The organism is Geomicrobium sp. JCM 19038 (assembly GCF_000698125.1).
Classification (GTDB): domain Bacteria; phylum Bacillota; class Bacilli; order Bacillales; family Marinococcaceae; genus Geomicrobium_A.
Genome location: NZ_BAXA01000010.1, coordinates 38,988 through 56,231, shown reverse-complemented (window position 1 = coordinate 56,231; position 17,244 = coordinate 38,988). Strand labels below are relative to the sequence as shown.

Annotated in this window: 24 protein-coding genes; all 24 read right to left on the bottom strand. The window is 41.4% G+C overall.

Features of this window, described 5'->3' with window-relative positions:
- Positions 1–21: 21 nt before the first annotated feature.
- The 24 genes from JCM19038_RS24760 to JCM19038_RS23120 all read right to left on the bottom strand — a co-directional run bounded on the left by JCM19038_RS24760 (position 22) and on the right by JCM19038_RS23120 (position 17,234).
- The gene (locus tag JCM19038_RS24760) at positions 22–1,857 is read right to left on the bottom strand and encodes a phage tail tape measure protein (protein ID WP_052361640.1); all 1,836 of its coding nucleotides are present in this window, start codon (positions 1,855–1,857) and stop codon (positions 22–24) included.
- Between the two features lie 167 nt (positions 1,858–2,024).
- Entirely contained in the window at positions 2,025–2,390 is a 366-nt protein-coding gene (gene gpG, locus JCM19038_RS13165; RefSeq protein WP_042418757.1) for a phage tail assembly chaperone G, read from the bottom strand.
- A gap of 50 nt (positions 2,391–2,440) precedes the next feature.
- Positions 2,441–2,701, bottom strand: coding sequence for a hypothetical protein (locus JCM19038_RS13160; protein WP_042418755.1), 261 nt, complete (start codon positions 2,699–2,701; stop codon positions 2,441–2,443).
- A 108-nt stretch (positions 2,702–2,809) separates the two neighbouring features.
- Positions 2,810–3,403, bottom strand: a complete 594-nt coding sequence (locus JCM19038_RS13155; RefSeq protein ID WP_042418753.1) for a major tail protein — start codon at positions 3,401–3,403, stop codon at positions 2,810–2,812.
- A complete protein-coding gene (locus JCM19038_RS13150; RefSeq protein WP_042418750.1) occupies positions 3,404–3,754 on the bottom strand; it encodes a hypothetical protein in 351 nt (116 codons plus the stop codon).
- The gene (locus tag JCM19038_RS13145) at positions 3,751–4,113 is read right to left on the bottom strand and encodes an HK97-gp10 family putative phage morphogenesis protein (RefSeq protein WP_042418746.1); all 363 of its coding nucleotides are present in this window, start codon (positions 4,111–4,113) and stop codon (positions 3,751–3,753) included. Before JCM19038_RS13145 ends, JCM19038_RS13150 begins: the two co-directional genes overlap by 4 nt.
- Positions 4,114–4,116: 3 nt before the next feature.
- Positions 4,117–4,416: a phage head closure protein gene (locus JCM19038_RS13140; protein WP_042418744.1), complete on the bottom strand. Its 300-nt coding sequence runs from the start codon at positions 4,414–4,416 to the stop codon at positions 4,117–4,119.
- Positions 4,413–4,646 (bottom strand): hypothetical protein, encoded by a 234-nt coding sequence (locus JCM19038_RS13135; protein WP_052361638.1) that lies wholly within the window; start codon positions 4,644–4,646, stop codon positions 4,413–4,415. Before JCM19038_RS13135 ends, JCM19038_RS13140 begins: the two co-directional genes overlap by 4 nt.
- A gap of 10 nt (positions 4,647–4,656) precedes the next feature.
- The gene (locus tag JCM19038_RS13130) at positions 4,657–4,962 is read right to left on the bottom strand and encodes a head-tail connector protein (protein WP_052361636.1); all 306 of its coding nucleotides are present in this window, start codon (positions 4,960–4,962) and stop codon (positions 4,657–4,659) included.
- A 122-nt stretch (positions 4,963–5,084) separates the two neighbouring features.
- Positions 5,085–6,308 (bottom strand): phage major capsid protein, encoded by a 1,224-nt coding sequence (locus tag JCM19038_RS13125; protein ID WP_042418736.1) that lies wholly within the window; start codon positions 6,306–6,308, stop codon positions 5,085–5,087.
- Positions 6,301–7,107, bottom strand: coding sequence for a head maturation protease, ClpP-related (locus tag JCM19038_RS13120; RefSeq protein WP_238554415.1), 807 nt, complete (start codon positions 7,105–7,107; stop codon positions 6,301–6,303). The genes JCM19038_RS13125 and JCM19038_RS13120 overlap by 8 nt, the downstream gene beginning before the upstream one ends.
- Before the next feature lie 39 nt (positions 7,108–7,146).
- Positions 7,147–7,953, bottom strand: coding sequence for a hypothetical protein (locus JCM19038_RS13115; protein WP_042418732.1), 807 nt, complete (start codon positions 7,951–7,953; stop codon positions 7,147–7,149).
- Positions 7,954–8,012: 59 nt separating this feature from the next.
- Positions 8,013–9,233, bottom strand: a complete 1,221-nt coding sequence (locus JCM19038_RS13110) for a phage portal protein (RefSeq protein ID WP_373902982.1) — start codon at positions 9,231–9,233, stop codon at positions 8,013–8,015.
- 5 nt (positions 9,234–9,238) lie between these two features.
- Positions 9,239–10,966, bottom strand: coding sequence for a terminase large subunit (locus JCM19038_RS13105; protein WP_042418729.1), 1,728 nt, complete (start codon positions 10,964–10,966; stop codon positions 9,239–9,241).
- The gene (locus tag JCM19038_RS13100; protein ID WP_042418969.1) at positions 10,944–11,264 is read right to left on the bottom strand and encodes a P27 family phage terminase small subunit; all 321 of its coding nucleotides are present in this window, start codon (positions 11,262–11,264) and stop codon (positions 10,944–10,946) included. The genes JCM19038_RS13105 and JCM19038_RS13100 overlap by 23 nt, the downstream gene beginning before the upstream one ends.
- Before the next feature lie 130 nt (positions 11,265–11,394).
- A complete protein-coding gene (locus JCM19038_RS21905) occupies positions 11,395–11,616 on the bottom strand; it encodes an HNH endonuclease signature motif containing protein (RefSeq protein WP_373903021.1) in 222 nt (73 codons plus the stop codon).
- 67 nt (positions 11,617–11,683) lie between these two features.
- Positions 11,684–12,052: a hypothetical protein gene (locus JCM19038_RS20985; protein ID WP_052361634.1), complete on the bottom strand. Its 369-nt coding sequence runs from the start codon at positions 12,050–12,052 to the stop codon at positions 11,684–11,686.
- A 339-nt stretch (positions 12,053–12,391) separates the two neighbouring features.
- Complete coding sequence (locus JCM19038_RS13085) at positions 12,392–12,820, bottom strand: DUF722 domain-containing protein (protein ID WP_042418723.1); 429 nt, start codon at positions 12,818–12,820, stop codon at positions 12,392–12,394.
- Positions 12,821–12,824: 4 nt separating this feature from the next.
- The gene (locus JCM19038_RS13080) at positions 12,825–13,979 is read right to left on the bottom strand and encodes a DEAD/DEAH box helicase (RefSeq protein WP_307190028.1); all 1,155 of its coding nucleotides are present in this window, start codon (positions 13,977–13,979) and stop codon (positions 12,825–12,827) included.
- On the bottom strand, positions 13,955–14,212 hold the full coding sequence (locus JCM19038_RS25075) for an SNF2-related protein (protein ID WP_307190027.1): 258 nt from the start codon (positions 14,210–14,212) through the stop codon (positions 13,955–13,957). Before JCM19038_RS25075 ends, JCM19038_RS13080 begins: the two co-directional genes overlap by 25 nt.
- Positions 14,205–14,402 carry a VRR-NUC domain-containing protein gene (locus JCM19038_RS13075; protein WP_238554414.1) on the bottom strand — a complete coding sequence of 66 codons (198 nt, stop codon included), beginning with the start codon at positions 14,400–14,402 and terminating at the stop codon, positions 14,205–14,207. The genes JCM19038_RS25075 and JCM19038_RS13075 overlap by 8 nt, the downstream gene beginning before the upstream one ends.
- Positions 14,403–14,813: 411 nt before the next feature.
- A complete protein-coding gene (locus tag JCM19038_RS24515) occupies positions 14,814–14,936 on the bottom strand; it encodes a hypothetical protein (protein ID WP_255343383.1) in 123 nt (40 codons plus the stop codon).
- A gap of 17 nt (positions 14,937–14,953) precedes the next feature.
- Entirely contained in the window at positions 14,954–15,889 is a 936-nt protein-coding gene (locus JCM19038_RS23125) for a virulence-associated E family protein (protein ID WP_202963058.1), read from the bottom strand.
- 169 nt (positions 15,890–16,058) lie between these two features.
- The gene (locus JCM19038_RS23120; RefSeq protein WP_202963057.1) at positions 16,059–17,234 is read right to left on the bottom strand and encodes a hypothetical protein; all 1,176 of its coding nucleotides are present in this window, start codon (positions 17,232–17,234) and stop codon (positions 16,059–16,061) included.
- Between the last annotated feature and the right edge of the window lie 10 nt (positions 17,235–17,244).

The following is a 17,244-nucleotide window of genomic DNA, read 5'->3' as shown; positions in this document are numbered from 1 at the left end:
ACCTAAGAAGTTGATCGGCAGTTAAGCTACTAGCCCCATTAACTCATCATATCGATTAGCTAAAGTTTCAACTGAGTCTGCTTGCGCTAACATCTTCTCGGCATTTTCAGTCGATACATCGTTCAGTTTTAATGTCTCGTCTTTAAGTAAATGATGGGCAGCCGTTAATCCTCCAACTGCTAATGCGACGCCACCAATTGCTAGACCAACTGGACCTGCTGCGGCTGCTAAGCCTCCAAACGCAGCCGTTAATCCTCCAGCTCCTGCAATCGCAATACTCGCTGTGCCTAATGTAGTAACGATTGTTCCGAGTGCAGTCACCAACGGGCCGATCACCATCATGACCGGGCCAATCGCTGCCGCTGTTAATCCTAAGCCAACAATCCACTTTTGAGTGCTTTCATCTAAATCACTAAACTTACGTACGAGGTCAGTACCGCTCTCTATAATGCTTGTTACAGACGGCAGTAAGTGTTCGGATAAAGCAATCCCTGCACCTTCAAGGGCTGACTTAAACTCAATCAATGCACCTTGTGCGTTATCCATCATGGTGTTTGCCATTTCGGCTGCCGCACCTTCAGACTCTTCAAGCATCTGAGTGTTTGCAGCTAATGACTCTGAGCCTTGATCAACAAGGATTGCCCAGTGTCTCATAGCCTCCGCTCCAAACAACGTAGATAACGCCGCTGCTTGTTGTTCTTCAGTCATGTCTGCAAATGCGGTTTCTAATTGACCGACCATTGCTGGAATGGATTCCATTTCACCGTTCGCATTAAAAAACGCCAGACCTAAGTCGGTCATGACGTCTTCCATCTGAGATGTAGGTTTAGCTAAACGTGTAAGTGACGTACCAAAAGCACGACCAGCGCGTGAACCTTGAATACCTGCATCACTAACCGCCATAACCGCAGCTGCGGTTTCTTCCATTGAAAGCCCTAAGGTATTCGCAGATGGAGCAACATATCCCATCGCTTCACCCATCTGCTCCACGTTCGTGTTGGCGTTTGAAGCAGCCTTAGCCAGTACGTCAGATACTCGACTGGACTCTGCTGCCTCCAAAGAAAAAGCAGCCATGATATTTGATGTAATATCGGCTGCTCTACCTAGATCCATTTGTGCGGATGCTGCTAAGTCTAACAGACCCGGCATCCCTTCTAATATTGCTGATGTTTCCCAACCTGCCATACCCAAGAACGCCATACCGTCTGCTGCTTGGCTGGCGCTAAAAACAGTTGTCTCACCTAAATGCTTAGCTTGTTCGGTCAACGCATCCATTGCGTCACCGGATTCACCTGTTAAGGCTTGTACTTTTGACATGCTTGATTCAAAGTCCATACCGACTTTAAGTGCAGCAAGACCGACACCAGTAAGAGGTACCGTAACAGCTTTAGTTAACGTTTTACCTGTCGAAGTAATGCCTTTACCGACTGCTTGCATTTTATTTCCTGTTTCTTCTAGCCGAGTTCCGAGTTGGAACCATGAAGATTCTTGTTTCTTTATTTCAGCATCGAGGCCAGACAACTGATTTTCTGTTCGCATGGCTGCGGCAAGAGCGTTGTTGTAACGAATAGCCATATTCTCGGCTTCTTTTGAGTTCTTACCTTTCGACTCAACAAGTTGGTCGTATTCCTTTTTCAACTGTTCTGCTTTAGTCTTTTGTCTTTCGAGTCGTTTCGTAAGATTATCTTGCTTCAACCTCAGACCGTCAGTCGATTTACCAAAACCGTCGCCGGAGGCACGAAGCACATTGTATTCACTGTTTAGTGTTCTTAGATTACGATTTAAATCAGTAACGGATTGTGTAGCATCCGCACTATCAAAGTCTAAACCGATCCTAAGTTTTCCTAATTCCTGCATCTATCGCACCTCCTACAGTCCTAGCTCATCAATAAATACTCTTTTTGGTTTTTCTTTGTGGGCTTTCTTACTGTTATCTCGCATCAATTCAAAGAAGAAATGTATATCCATGTCGTCAATCAGTGTCAGGGGTTCATTTTTTTCCAGAAGTGCCTTATAAGTATCTTTTATGACTTGGTAGTTGTCTCTTGTTGTTCCTTCTCCTGGCGCTTTTTTTCGGCTTCTTCCTCCGTAGCAGGTGTTCGACCCCCGGTGTTAACAAAGCTAATAATTCGTACAATCTCTTCAAATAAGTTTTCATTATTAACGCCGTCGTAGAAATCATCCACATTAAACTTGCTGCCAAAGAGTGTACAGACATAGTCCACAACAAGATCCATCTGATAATCCGTAAAATGTAATTTATCAATCATTTGATCGTTCTCACTATTAAGCCTCATCAACTCTCTGTAATGTCTTGCAGAGATAAAATCAACTCGGTATGTTTCCTTCTTCTTGCCTTTTTCATCGTAAAGATTAAGCTCTAAACCCATGTATTTATCCTCCTTTGTATATAAAAAAGAAGAAGGCCGAAGCCCTCTTCTTACTCGTAATTTGCATTGACAGTTACGTTCTGTGATTCGCCTTGCTCTAACGTCACATTAGATGGCTCGGCACTAATACTCTGTAACTCAGGATCTTCTTCCTCCTCTTCAACTGTCACATCAACAGTTGCAGTCTCTCCTTCATACGAGACAGTAATCTGAGTAGAACCTGATCCAACAGCTGTAATTTGACCTGTGCCATTTACCGTAGCTACTGACTCATCGGCGCTTACATAGTTTGCTTGTTCTGTTACGTCCATTAGTTCTCACCTCCTTCATAGGTGGCGATTACTTCAAGTTGTTCTGTTTCCCCTACTGTCATAGACGATTCATTCGAGGTTACTTCAATACCTACGAGTTCGGGTTCGTTAGGGAGTATCGCCTTCCCCGCCAGTTTCAGCAGTGTACATATATGGCGCCTTAAACCAATCGTCAATAACTTCTGAATCCACAGTTTCATCATTACTATCTACTGTAGCTCGGATGTTTAGATCGTCTTCACGTGGTATAAATCTTCCGTTAATGGTAGCATCCTGAAACTCAATTGAATCGTTTTTTGTTTGACGACTTTCTTCAGGGATGGAAAACCTACCGCGATATAGCCAAACAAAACGAGCGCTGCCATCTGCTTTTGGAGATTCAAAACCTACAGCGACCTCTGGCGCAATGTCATCTGAGTTATCAATCATAACTCCTTTTTCATCGATATTGGCACCTGTCAACATTGCCTGCTCTTTTATAGATAAGGCAGCCATACCAATTGCAAGTTCAACCGATGACACCTGATTGACTGTTTCCACTACTACACCGTCAGCGTGGTTAAGAGCTTCTTCTTGGTTAACTGTAGTATTCGCTTCTTTAAGCCACGGAAAATGAACTGGCTTTTCATACGTTCCATCTTGGTTAAATTTCGCAACATAGAAATTCCGTAAATCGATAATACCTGACTTTTGTTTTGGCATTTAATTCAACTCCTTATAATAGTAAAACCTCATAATCTTTCGATACATTTTCGTATCATCGTCATAAACTTCATGGTCAAAATTCCAAATAAACTCAGCATCTTTTAGAAGGGCAATCACTTGATTTGCAAGCTCGTCTAATTCATTAGCGTTAGAAGTGTAAGCATCAAACTGGAACGAATGAAACCTGTTGAGCTCCTCACCGTCTGCATACGTCTCTCCTCGGCGATTAATCTGATGCCAAACGACATATTGGTTAAACTCTTCGCCTGGTCGAGTTTGAACCGGACCATGAAATTGAGTAACAGATATTTCAAATCCTTCAAATGCGTTCGTGATAACATCTCTCATATTCCTAACCTCTGCTTCACAATATCGCCCATATCCTGAATGATAAGAACTCGATTATTCTCAAACGCCCTAGACATGAACGTTGGGCTCATACGACTAGTACCAAATTCCACAAAAAAGGCATAATAAAAAGGCGCTGCGGGACCAATCGCAACACCTTGATCTTCTTTTTTAATTATGATGTTATCTGCCATTCGCTGTGATGAGTCTGTCCCTTTAGGTGCACTTTCAGAAATTGCTTTTTGCAATCGTTCAGCACCTTTCATCGTTGCCTCTTCACGGATATTTCCTGACAGTTCATTTTCCATTTGTTCAAGACGAGCTTGCAAATTTTCTAGTCCTTCGAGTTGTATTCTCATAAGCTACAACCTCTTCGCTTCAATCGTCATTGAGTAATTCAGTTCATCATCATTGTTTAAAAACTGAATCTCGTAGTCAAAGCCATTGTGCCGTACCCTCATCAACTCATGGATTCCTTCATCATAACGAATGCGAAACGTCTTTAAGTTATGCATTTGTGCAAGAGCAGCATCAAAGGAACGTCTACCCTTCAAAGTAATGATTTCAGCTCGTACCTTTTTATATGGTTTAAAACTTCTATCAGGTTGTTTTTGCAGAAACTCTAATGGGTGACGCATCCGCTTTGGGTCTAATCTGCTCATGGCGGTTCACCTAAAGCAAGAATTGATTTCCTTGCTTTGCCTTGTGATTCAAGCAAGATAAGTTGTTTTCGCTCGTCACTTTTTAGGTTTTCGGCTTCTTTCTTTATAGAAGATACCGATTCAGTTAGCAGTTTAGATAATGAAGGATTGTCTAAAAACCCAGACGTTATTAACTTATTACCTCGTTCGTAGTTCGCTTCGTAATCCGTGCCTTGACGATGAATACTCAACGTATCTTTATCACGGAATGTCTTTAGAACTTTGTATGTCTGAATCTCGCTCACCTCCATATTCTCGCAGTTGAAGAATAGTACCTGTAATCGCCTTATTTAAACGATCAATCTCGATGCCCGTTAATGGATCGTACTCCAACTTTACCTGCATCATAATCGCTATGTCGTATTGAGCTTTTGAGCCTTCATCTTTAGGTTCAGGCACTCCTGCTCTCAGCATCTTGTTTTTAGCAGAAGTAATTAAAGCAGCAAGGATTTCATCATCCTCACTGCCATCAATTCTAAGAAATCCCTTTAAAAGTTCAAGGTCCATATTAACCACCTCACACAGTTGGGATGTCTTCGTATTCTGCTGTAACTGACAATTGACTCGTCTCCCCTACTTTCACAGTCGTTGAGTTAGGTTCAACACTAATTCCTGTGAGTTCAGGATCCTTAGGGTGTATCGTTACCTTCAACTTCAGCGATACGGAAAGCAGACTTAAGCTTGATTTGGTGATCCATCCAAGCTGTGATGACGAACTGCTCGATGCCTGTTTTCACGTCTTTATCTCGGTCATACAATACCCCGAGGTCGTAATTGTAATGGGAATAGGAGAAGTCCCCAACGATTGGGTTCTCAGCAGAGTCAGAAAATACCACTGGTTTTCCTAGGACTTGTTCAGGCTGAGCCGCATATAGTGTTGCGCTCCCGTTAGCTAACGACTCAATAATTTCAGAGTAATCACTATATGTCATTACGATTGTTGCATTTTCACGGTACTCTTCATGCAAATCAGCAATTGCTCTGCGAATAGCATGATACATGTCTTTTCCTTTAACACGCTTAATAGCAGTAGATCCAGTGCGATAAAAACTCATATGCTCCTCACCTTGTTTAGGTGATGTAGTAAACGCAACTTTCTTCTCTTTAGCCGCAACACCTGATTGCAAAGCCCGCTCTACATTAGCAACTAAGTTTGTATGGGTTCCTTGAAGAACTGTTTCAGAGATACCTGCAAAAACTTTAAATTTATGACGTCCAAAACTTACTACGTCACCAGTAGTTTTTAGTTCTTTAGCAGTCTCCTTATCGTCAACAAAATCATCATCGTCTAACGAGAAGTTTTGCTTAGGAATTTCTAAGTTAGTGATATTTGTTAATGTTGAGATCGCACGAAGTTGATTAGTCACAAACGGCTCAACAATAATATCATTAGCTACAGTTTTTGGTAGAAACTTTTCTCCACCTTCACCAGTGCGATCTCCTAATGCCTGCTTTACATCATCAGATACAGGACTCTGACGAACCGTAGAACGGAACAAGCTCGCTTTCGCTTCCGTTACTTGTTGTTTCGGATCAGTACTTGGCTCAAACTGTTTCTTCTGTTGGAACTGCTTTCTCTCCTCAGCTTCCATTTCATCGTGCTGTTGCTTGATCACATCAAAACGAAGTTTCATATCATCTCGTGATTTTTGAAGCGCTTGGATATCTTCAATCTTTTGATCTGGATCAGCCGCCTTAACTGAAATATCGTTTTCGATTTTTTGCAGTTGCTTTCCTACCGTGTTCATGTTCATTTTCAAGTCATATAAAGTACGATCTGAAAAGTGTTGTAAATTCATTTTCATTTTACCTTTTGGTTTTAGTAAGCCGTTTTTCAATAGTGTTTTATACATTAATTATTCCTCCTAAGATATCATTTAGATTTTCTACATTTTGTTTCGCTTGCTCTGTCATCTGCTTACGAATTTGAAATTCTGAAGCATTCATTGCTACGCTTTTCTGTTTTAATTCTTCAGGGACATTTTTGTAACGAGCCAACATTTCCTTGCTTGCAGACGCCACCATATTATTTGCTTCTAAAATCACATCGCAAAGTCCATAGCTCTGAGCTTCCGCAGCACTTAACCACGATTCAGCATCCAGAAGTTCTTTCAGCTTCGTCTCCTCAAGCTTGTCTCCTGCTTTATCTAAATAGGTCTGAATAGCAGATTGTCCAATTCGATCCAGCTCATCTGCTTTTTTACGTAACGCTTCAGCATTTCCTACAACGCCCAGCCAAGGATTATGCACCATTAAGTTGCTATTTGAAGGCATGTGAATTTCATCTGCAGCCATTAGAATTACACTTGCAATTGACGCCGCAACCGCATCAACATATCCTCTAATATAGGCTTTATGACGCTTCAACTGGTTATAAATAGCTAAGCCCTCAAAAACTGATCCTCCTAAACTATTGATGTACAGGTTAATCGTTTTAACATCACCTAACGCATCAAGATCTTCTTTAAATGTAGAAGCCGTAATTGTTGAGTAATCAAACTCAAATCTTTCAATATCTCCGTAAATAAAAATGTCAGCCTCGCTGTTTCCGTTGGCTGACATCTTCATACCCCAAAACTTTTTGTTTTTTGAATCACCCTGTTTAGGATGAAGGCTCATTCGTGCATTTAATACAATCTTTTTGTTAATCATCCTCACCCCCCTTCAGTGCATAATAAAAAGCATCTCAATTTAAGATGCTTCATGATTTTCACCTTTGAACCTTAACGTAAACTCTATTGGGACATCTCCACTTAACAACTTCTCAAGGTTAAAATAAGTTGTATACTGCGACATATCTCCAATTACATGTTCAACCGCACCTTCTGAATATTCGTTAGGGAAAACAATTCTATATTCTTGTTGATGTTTTAATGCATTATCTTTCCAAAAAAACCTCTTATTATTACCTGTAAAATGATGCATCAAGCGATCGCTATTTACTTTACTGAAATTGTCGTACATTACATCTCCATGCGCTATTGAGATATTTTTTTCTTCCGTATATTTATTAACTTGTCTCAAGAATTTTTCGGGAGAAACAATAAACAAAACGTCCCCTTTAAAGTTGCTTAAGATTTTTTGTTTTCGTGTCGAATGGAGTTCAACTCGTAATTTTAATCTAGTATTATAAGCATCAATCTTATTCTCCTCAACTACTAGTAGCTCTTCTGACTTAATTGTAAACAAGCAAAATAACGGTACTTTTTTATCCCAATTGCTGATTAATGTTATGTGATCAACATTAACAGGGTCGCTTTCTTTATCAAACTCATCTATTACTGAAATATCGACATCTTCAATATATAGTGTTGCTTCTAATTTATCGCCTATTTCCTTTTTATTTTCTTGTTTTTCCCTTTCAATAAAATAGCCAAAATTATTCATATAAAGAACACCTTTTTGCATTTGACTCAAGTGTTGGTGTTCTCCATGTTTAAACATAAACACGTTACGATTTATTAATGGTCCTCCAAAGTCACTTAAATATTTAGCCATAAAAACCCTCCTTTTTTGTCTAAACGTCACATTTCGACAAGGAGGGTCAATAGTCCTTCTTAATCTTCCTCTTTATTTCCAGCTTCTTCAGGCTTTGCTCTACGTTCACGTGGATCCATCTCTAACGGGTACATATCTCCACTGATCCAAAGTTGTGAAGCTAGTCCACCCATTGGCGGTAAATCTTCATACATTCGAACTTCATCTTGTGGCATCCACCCGTCTCGAATCGCTCTATGATAAAAGTCAGAGCGTGTCTTAACGTCACCTCTTAACAAACCACCAACATTAAACTTAAAGTATAGCCCTGCTTTACGATCATCAATCGTTAACACCTTACGGTTGATCTCCTGCTCGTACTGGCGAACAATCGGAATGAGGGTCATCTGTACAAAAGATCTCATCAGCTCCTCATTGCTCGAGAAGCTTTGTCCTTCAGTATCGTTTAGCATCGTCACAGGAAGGTTAAAAACATTCGCAACCCGTGAACGTGTAATGCGTTCAGAAGTAAACGTATCTGCTGCTACGTATTGCCGTTCAATCGGATCAATCGCAATCCCCGGCTCTTGGAATAAAACACCGCCGTTTTCTCGATAGAAGCGTTTGAAGTTCTCAACTACTTGTTCTTTCTTTCCCTCGTCAACATTATTATCGTACTTAAGAACAAATGAGTTCGAAGCACCTTCCATCTCACGAAGACTAAATTCACGGACGGCTTTATCATATTCCAAAGTGTTAGAAAGCACCTTGATTGGATTTATGCCTGCGACACCGCCCGAACCTACGATGTGCTTTACATGGATCATATCCAAGTTATGAAAGTAATACGTTTTATCATGGCCCATCACTTTGTACCACAAGTCTTGAGAATCAGCTTCAATCACTGGCTCAACATAGGTCGGATCAAGAATTGTCATCTTACTGACTTGCCCTCGTATATCACGCTCAATAACAGCATATCCGTTTCCTGTCTCGTTACGGCAAACCTCTAACGCTCGAATAAATTCAAATGATGTCTGATTCTGATTCGGCGAATGCAGCAATGTGTCCGATGAGGTTGTGTTTTCTATTTCATAATTACGGTGTAATTTTATTGGTAATGACGCCATAATATTTCCCATCCGTGAGATAACACTAAACAGCGTTTCGTTCGTTGCCAATTTTGAGTTATCCGTTCCCCAAAAATTACGGCCAATAAAACTAGACAAGTCTGATTTCGTTGTCATTTGTTTAGCCGCAGCCATGACAACTTTCATCTTTAAATTTTGATACCATTTCATTTCCGTCACCTCCCCATCAGATCAGACATGCTAATAACACCGATGTCACCGCTACCTTGAGTAACAACCAGTTTCTCCATAATTTGAGTATGAGTATTTAAAAAAGCCGCGAACCCGTCAATTTTACGGTAGCGATTAGATTTCTTCGGCATTTTATTATTGTTTCGATCACTTACCAGCTCAACGTTATTGATGTACCACCGCATCAACGGATTATTGTTAAAAATAACTTTACCGTCAATAAACAAATGCTTCAGATCATCAAGTGCAGGGCCTAATGTCAAGAAACCTTGTCGTACTTCTTCCGTATCAAAACCGTACTCTTCAAGTTCTTTATTCAATCGAAAGGCTTTCGCTCGGTCATATGTGATCAGCTCAATATTAAAGTGGTTGCTTTGTTCTACAAACCAGTCAAAAACTACTTCCTCACGAATATACTCTGTGTCTACGATCGTCAAGTAGCCTTGATCCTGTAACTCGTAGTAATTAATCTTTTCATTTTCTTCGAGTACCTTCTTCTTCGGCACCCATGAATGAGACATAACGAAAACCTCTCCAGTTTCAATAATTGGAAAGGTTAAGCAGGCGCTTGTAAAGTCCTCGGTATCAGATAGGTCATACCCACCGACGGCAGGGATGTTTTTGACTTGCTCAATCCCAGTGAATTTATTGTTTCGTTTTAAAACGTCATACTCAATAAAAGGTGTCTTGGAAGCATTAACGAAGATATTAAATTGCTTAGTGATGAAATCTCTTCGTTCATCAGGTGTACGTTTATCTTTCTCCCAATCCTCTTTAAGCGTTTCAAGATTTAATGAAACTCCCATATTTGGATTTGCTTTTACCCACGTTTCAGGTTTCTCAAATTCTTCTTCACTATCTAACTCGGCGATATAGTAAAACGTTCGTTCATCTTTAGTCGCACCGTCCAAAACATCTCCAGCATCTTCATAATACTTAACGAGTGGACCATCTAACTGATACCCCGCAGTAGTAATGTAGATGATTAACGGTTGCTTCCTCGATCCTCGCGACTTTTTAATAACGTTAATCAGTTTATAATCCTTAAATTCATGGATCTCATCAAATACACCGAGATGTGTATTCAAACCATCCAACTTCTCACTATCCGACGCACGAGCTTCAATGCTAGAAAAAGATTTGTTGTGCTTAATCTCAAAACGCAAAGGTGTATAGTGCCTTCGAAGTTGAGGAGACTTCTTAACCATCGCTTTTGCTTCATCAAAGATAATACTGGCTTGCTGCTTACTGTTAGCAAGTAAGTAGATATTCGCGCCATTTTCACCGTCTTTAGATACTGCATAGTTGGATAGTCCGGAAATCATCGTTGATTTACCATTTTTACGACCAACAAAAATAAGACCCTCTCGAAAGCGCCTTATGTCGGTGTCTTTATGGATCCAACCGTACAACGATCCAATAATGAAGTGTTGCCATGGTTGGAGGATTAGTTGATCAAAATCACCCTTCGAAGGACGACAAAATTTTTCCATGAAGCGAATCGGTCGATGTCCTTTTTCACTGTCGAACGCCCAAGGGAAATCATCATCGCCTTGCCGTTTTAAATCGTTTATGTGCCTTTTTGCAGCTAAAATTACTTTTTTACTGGCAATAATAGTGCCTTTTATAACTTGTTCGGCATACCAATTTGTAAGAAGTTCGCTTGACGGATTCGCCAAAGGAACAACATTAGAACTTATCGAATTCGTCATCCACCTCACCACCAGCCATCGCTTTTTTACGTTGTGCCGGTGTCAGTCCCATCGACTTGAGAAGGTTGTTTAAAGTTTGAACGACTTTCGTTAACTCAGGAATTAGAGGATTCTTAACAAGGTTCTCAGCCCCGGCTTTATTGGTGTATTCATACATCATCGGTTGATCTCTAACTTCTTTTTCGAGCTTCCGATAAAATTTATGTGTTGCTAAATATAGCTTAATCAACTCTTCATCAGACTCACGATAATTTTCACCGAGATACTCAATAAAATCTTGTCTCTTGGGTACGGCCATCATCATACCTCCTTCCATCATTTGGGAGAAGTACCCCTTATGAAAAGCCTTCCGTGGTGAAAACGAAGTACCCACGCCGTTCCCTAGGGTTTTTCAGCTCCAAAATTTTGGGCAGGGGGGCTACTTTTTTTCAAAAAATTTCTGGGTTTGTCTCTATGGAGTGGACATTAATCCTTATCTTGTTCTCCTGAGAAGAAGACTTTCCTTTCTCGGGATGCTCCTTGTTATGGCACCTCGGACAGATTGATTCAAGATTACTCGAGGTCAACGCCAACTCAGGATAATCTTTTCTTGGCTTAATATGGTGAACCGTATTAGCAACAGTCATCTTTCCTCGCCCATAACATTTCACACACAAGTACCGATCCCGTGCCAATACAATCTCACGGCACTTCAACCACGCTTGCTTTTTATAAAAGTTACTCACGATCCTTCAACTCGGCATATCGTTTCCCTTCAGAGATTGCAAACACCGAACGTGCACTCTGCAACCCTGCTTTGTTAACAGCGTTCATTACATTCTTATATTCATCTCCACTGTCGTATCGTCCTAGCTCAACAACCTCACTAAGAGTCATCCTATCAGACAGAGAGGCAACAACATCATAAGCAAGTGTTTGATTGATACCGAAGTCACCAAGGTAACCCAAGGCTTCAACAACGTCAGCATCACTCCAACTGCATGGTGTTACCTGTGCTAGTCCAGTAACGATCTGCTCAGTGTTAATGTTGTGAGACTCGCAGGTTCGCAATATCAATTTATAGATTTCCGATTTTTGATTTTCCATTTTTCATCCTCCGAAATCTCAAAATAAAAAGCTCACTTTTTTTCAAGTGGCTTTTATGTATGTAGCCCAGCTCGCTTACGAGACATGGACCTGATCACTTATTTATAATCGACTCGCCGCGGTCCGCATCGTGGAGAGGCGTGGCGAATTCAATTCATTGGTTATGCCGTCCCTGGTCTGCTTCTTTGCTAGGCGTTGACGGCTTTATTATAAGGATGCAGTTACCAGCTGCATCCCGCAAAAGGAGGGCTTGTGATTGTACTATGTCGTGTGCTTTACTTCTGGCACACTAACATAATATCACGTAAGTTGACCCCAAAAGTGCAAATGGAGTGCAACCTAATTCATTCCCAACTTTGATGCGATTGCCCCAACAATCTCTTTTCGGTAGTTGAATGCCGTCCGTCTGCTAATAAAACATTCTTCAGCAATGTACTCCCAATTAGCTCCACGCTTAGACCAATACCGAAGTTGAATCATTTTCTTTTGTGTGTCATCCAGTCGATCGTAAACCTGCTCAACCACATGAACCATTTCTTTAAGGTGATTCATTCGCTTGTTGTCATCTAGTCTTGTCACAGTTCGTTCCGTTGGTCTTCCTGGTTTGCGGTAAGAGTTCTTGCCAGCTCCAATGTTCTCGTCTTGTTCTTCTTGTCCGTTAATGATTTCATCTCTGATCTTGTTAATTTCTCGTTGATAATCTGGATAGGCATAAAGCTCTGACTCAATATATTTAAACGTTGCTGGTCGCAACCTTGTTCCGTTCATACAATCACCTCACTGTTGATTGTTCTTGTACTCGTTCAATACGTGCTTTTAATGCTGTTAACAATTCATCCTGAGTGCTTGTCTTGTTTTCCAGTGCCGTCACCACGTCATCATCTACACCCCCTGCAACGGTAAGCCGGTGGATAATAACTTTCTCAGTTTGACCTTGGCGATGTAGCCGTTTGTTTGCTTGTTGGTACAACTCAAGGCTCCAATTCAATCCAAACCAGATGACATGGTTGCCACCTTTTTGTAGGTTCAATCCGTAAGCAGCAGAAGCAGGATGGGCAAGCAGAATATCAATCTTACGGTCGTTCCAATCTTTCTCATCCTGTGGCGTCTTCAACTCTCGTACTTCAAGTTTCATTTTTTCCAAGGCTTTCTTGATTCTATCCTTGTCGTGCTGGAAGTTATAAAAGACTAATGCTGGCTTACCGTTCAACCCTTCGATCAATTCAGAGAAGGCTTCAATCTTGTTTTGATGGACGTCTACAATGTTTCGATCCTCATCATAGACAGCTCCATTACAAAGCTGAAGTAGCTTATTCGTAAGTGCAGCTGCTGCACCCACATCAATTGTGGACTCATCGATCTGCAACAACATCTCACGTTCCAACTGGTCGTAATTCTTTTGGGCTTTGCTATCCAACGTAATCGGTATCGTGTTGTACGTAATGTCAGGCAGTTCTAGATAATCCTCTGCTTTCATGCTGATACAGATGTCGCTGATCTTTTCGTGTACTGCTTCCTCCCCGCCATCTTTAGGTGCATAGGAGAAGATACGGTCACGGTTACGTTTATCAGGATCAAAGTAACGTTCACGAAAACCAGTGATGTTCTTGCCTAATCGCTCACCGCCGTCTAACAAAAAGACTTGTGCCCATAAATCCATTAAGCCGTTTGGTGCTGGTGTTCCAGTTAATCCAACGATTCGCTCAATGTGTGGTCGAATGGACTTCAACGCCTTGAATCTTTTTGCTTGGTGATTTTTAAAACTACTAAACTCATCAATCACCACCATGTCAAACGGCCAATCGTTTTTGTAATACTCCACTAGCCATTGCACGTTCTCTCGGTTGATCACATACAGATCGGCAGGCGTGTTCAACGATCTGACTCGTTTAGTAACAGAACCTAATACCGTTTGAATCCGTAACATTTGCAGATGCTCCCACTTGCTGGCTTCACCTGCCAAGTACTCTCAGCAACTTTTTTCGGTGCAATAACTAAAACCTTTCGAACTTGGAAACGGTTGTATTTCAATTCCTTAACGGCTGATAAGGTAATTACCGTCTTTCCCAATCCCATATCTAGAAGAAGTCCAAGTGCAGGATCTTCTACAACTCGATTGATGCAATACTGTTGGTAGTTGTGCGGGATAAACTTAGTCATCGTGTTCATCACATCTTTCTTTGATGAATTGATCCACGCCTTCTTTGCTATCGATGACCAACACCTCATGTCCAAGATTACGGATTCTACGATGGGTAGCTTCTTGAAGTTTGCTTGGTTTCTTGCCAGGTGCTTTTAACTCAACAAAGATTGTCACGTTACCCGGAAGAAGAACAATTCGGTCTGGCACCCTGCATGTCCTGGCGACTCAAATTTATAGCAATGCCGTTTTTCTTTTTTACTTCATTACGCAAATACGATTCAATTTCTGATTCTCTCATTCCTACCTCCAAAAGTACCTTGTATACTTTGTCTGCTCGTACACGTATATGATTCCTTTAACAGGCAGTTTAGGTGTATTAGGTAATTGCCTATTCTCCCTAATCTCCCTGTTTATACTACTTTTCTATAATCAAAGTATACAAGGTATACAAATAGTATCTAACTACTGATATAAAGGGATTTTTTTGTATACTTTGTCTGTATACTTTGTCATTTTCAAAGTATACAAGGTATACAAAACCCAATTTCTGGAAAGTATACAAAATCGGCACAAAGTATACAGTTTTCAAGGACAAAGTATACAAACGTTTGTTCGCTTTTAAGTTACATATCCACCTTTGATTTGACCGTATGGTCCGTATCGAAAAGGTGATTTCTTCTTACTCCATCCTTCAATATTTTCTAAGATGTCATTAATCTGCATCGTGTCAATGCGCTTCATAAAACGTAAATCACTACCTAAGCACTCCACCAAATTTCAGGTGCACACACTCGATCTCGTTCCACTAAATCGGTTCTTGGTTCATCAGATGGGAAGTCATTGTTAAAGAATAATTTACGGTCACTCATACTCATCTTTTGAAAGTCATTCGGCACTTTCTTCTTAATAAAATCTCGAATAATACCTTCTCTAGGATCTTGTTCCGTATGCGATTCCTGTTGAAGCTTTGCCTCCTGTTCAAGCTCCCCAGTTAAAAACAACTGCTCGCCCAACCGCCAATTCATCACTGCCTCAGCCCACAACTGATCGACTTCACCATCTAAATCACTAAATACACTTTTTATCGGCTTACGGACTCCAACATCCACAGGCCAAAAACGTCTGCCACCTGTCGGATCCTTAAGGTAGTCATACCGGTTACTTGTACCAAAGAACACACATTTTCTTGGGTGTTTCTCTGTTTTACGGGCATAAGCTGCACGATATTGATCTTCGACACGGCTTAAAAACCCTTTAATGGTATTGACGTCTGATTTGCTATACGCACTCATTTCACCAATCTCAACAATCCACATGCCTTGCAACAGTTCTGCAGCTTCCTTACCTTCAAACGATTCAATGCTATTCGTAAACCACGACTGTCCCATCTTTTGGATTAACGTCGTCTTCCCTAAACCCTGAGATCCCGTAAGGACAGGCATGGAGTCATATTTTGTACCTGGCACCATCGCCCTTGCAACTGCTGCAGTAAATGCTTTGCGAGTTACAGCTCGTGTATAAGGCGTGTCGTCTGCACCCATGTAATCAATAAATAACGTGTCCAATCGCCTCACGCCGTCCCAAGCCAAGTGCTCTAGATAATCAATCACTGGGTTGAAACGGTTCTTTTGGGCGCACTGACTGATCGCATGAGCAAACTTTTCTTTCGACTGAAAGCCTAATACTTTCTCCATATAGATAAGAAAACCGGACTCATCTTGTTCTGTCCAAAGGAAGATTGACGGATCTTCTTCACGAGGTGCCCACGGGAAAGGGCCTTGACGAGAATAGAATCTGCGAACGTATCCATCATGATCTTGCCTTTTAGATTAGGATCGTGGTTCAAAGTGATTAAAGCATTTTCTATTGATTTCTGAGGCTGCCCCGTTGAAGGTTTAACTTTAATTCACGGATCCATTGAGTATCGATCTCTTTTGCAGGTTTTTGATCATTCATACTGTCGCCAAAGTCTTGTACTGCTGACTCGTAACGTTCTTGGTTCATGATCGCTGCTACGCCTACATCATTTAAAGCAAAGCTACTCATCGATACATAAGAAGGAAACTTGTTAACTGGTGTATCTGGCTTCACGTCATCATCTTGCTCACCAAACTTATGCAAACGGATTAAGTCAAACGCATTAACAAGCTTTGCGCTACACGGGTCAGTCGCATGATGAGAGTAAAGGAAAGCACCGTCATCATAGGTCACCGCCCCTCCAACCGTTGAGCCGTCAATATACGTGTAGCGTCCACTGTCATCATCAACGGGCGTATAGATGTTTGGCAGAAAAGCATCGATAGCTGAGTGGATGTCATACTCTCGGCAGAAAGCGCCAACGACACCTCGTTTTTGAGTTGGGTCACCTTGTTTGGCTGCAAGTTTCGTTTGTAAGGAGGACGCACCAGGTACCTCAGGCCATGACTGGATATCTGTCCAATCATCGTAGGTCTGTAACATGCCGTCAGCACTGAGAATTGGCTTGTCGGCATACTCATACACATACTGACTGCCAGACGAAACCGAAGGCCAATACATCAGACGGTGAGATTGGAAGGTCGTGGGATCAGCAAACTCGATACCGATTAAACTTGCAAGCTTTCGCGCGATCGGTTCGTATTCATCCGGGGTAACCGTGCGATCTAAAGGTGCCAACACTCGAAGACGAGGTTTACTCGGCTCGTGCTTACGAGTGCTGTAGATCGCAAACGAACAACCTAGACCGTTCACCCTTTGGACAACGTTATCGGTCATGTTCGATGGGATGTTATCCAGGTCTAACGTGATGATGTCTCGACCTTCGATGTTCTCTGCTTTACGGCGGTTATTGCGAAGTGTACCGCCGACAAAACCACCAACATCTTTTAGGTCATCTTGCTTTACTTTGGGGTACTTCAGGTATTCATCTAACGTTTCAGAACTGCGAGTAGCAAACCGTAACTTCTCAACCATTTCAGACCAATAAAGGTTTTGAGTTTGCCACTCCGTGGATTTACGACTCCCTGCAACTGCGATTTGTATTTTTCGATTGTTTTCCATCGTACCGTTC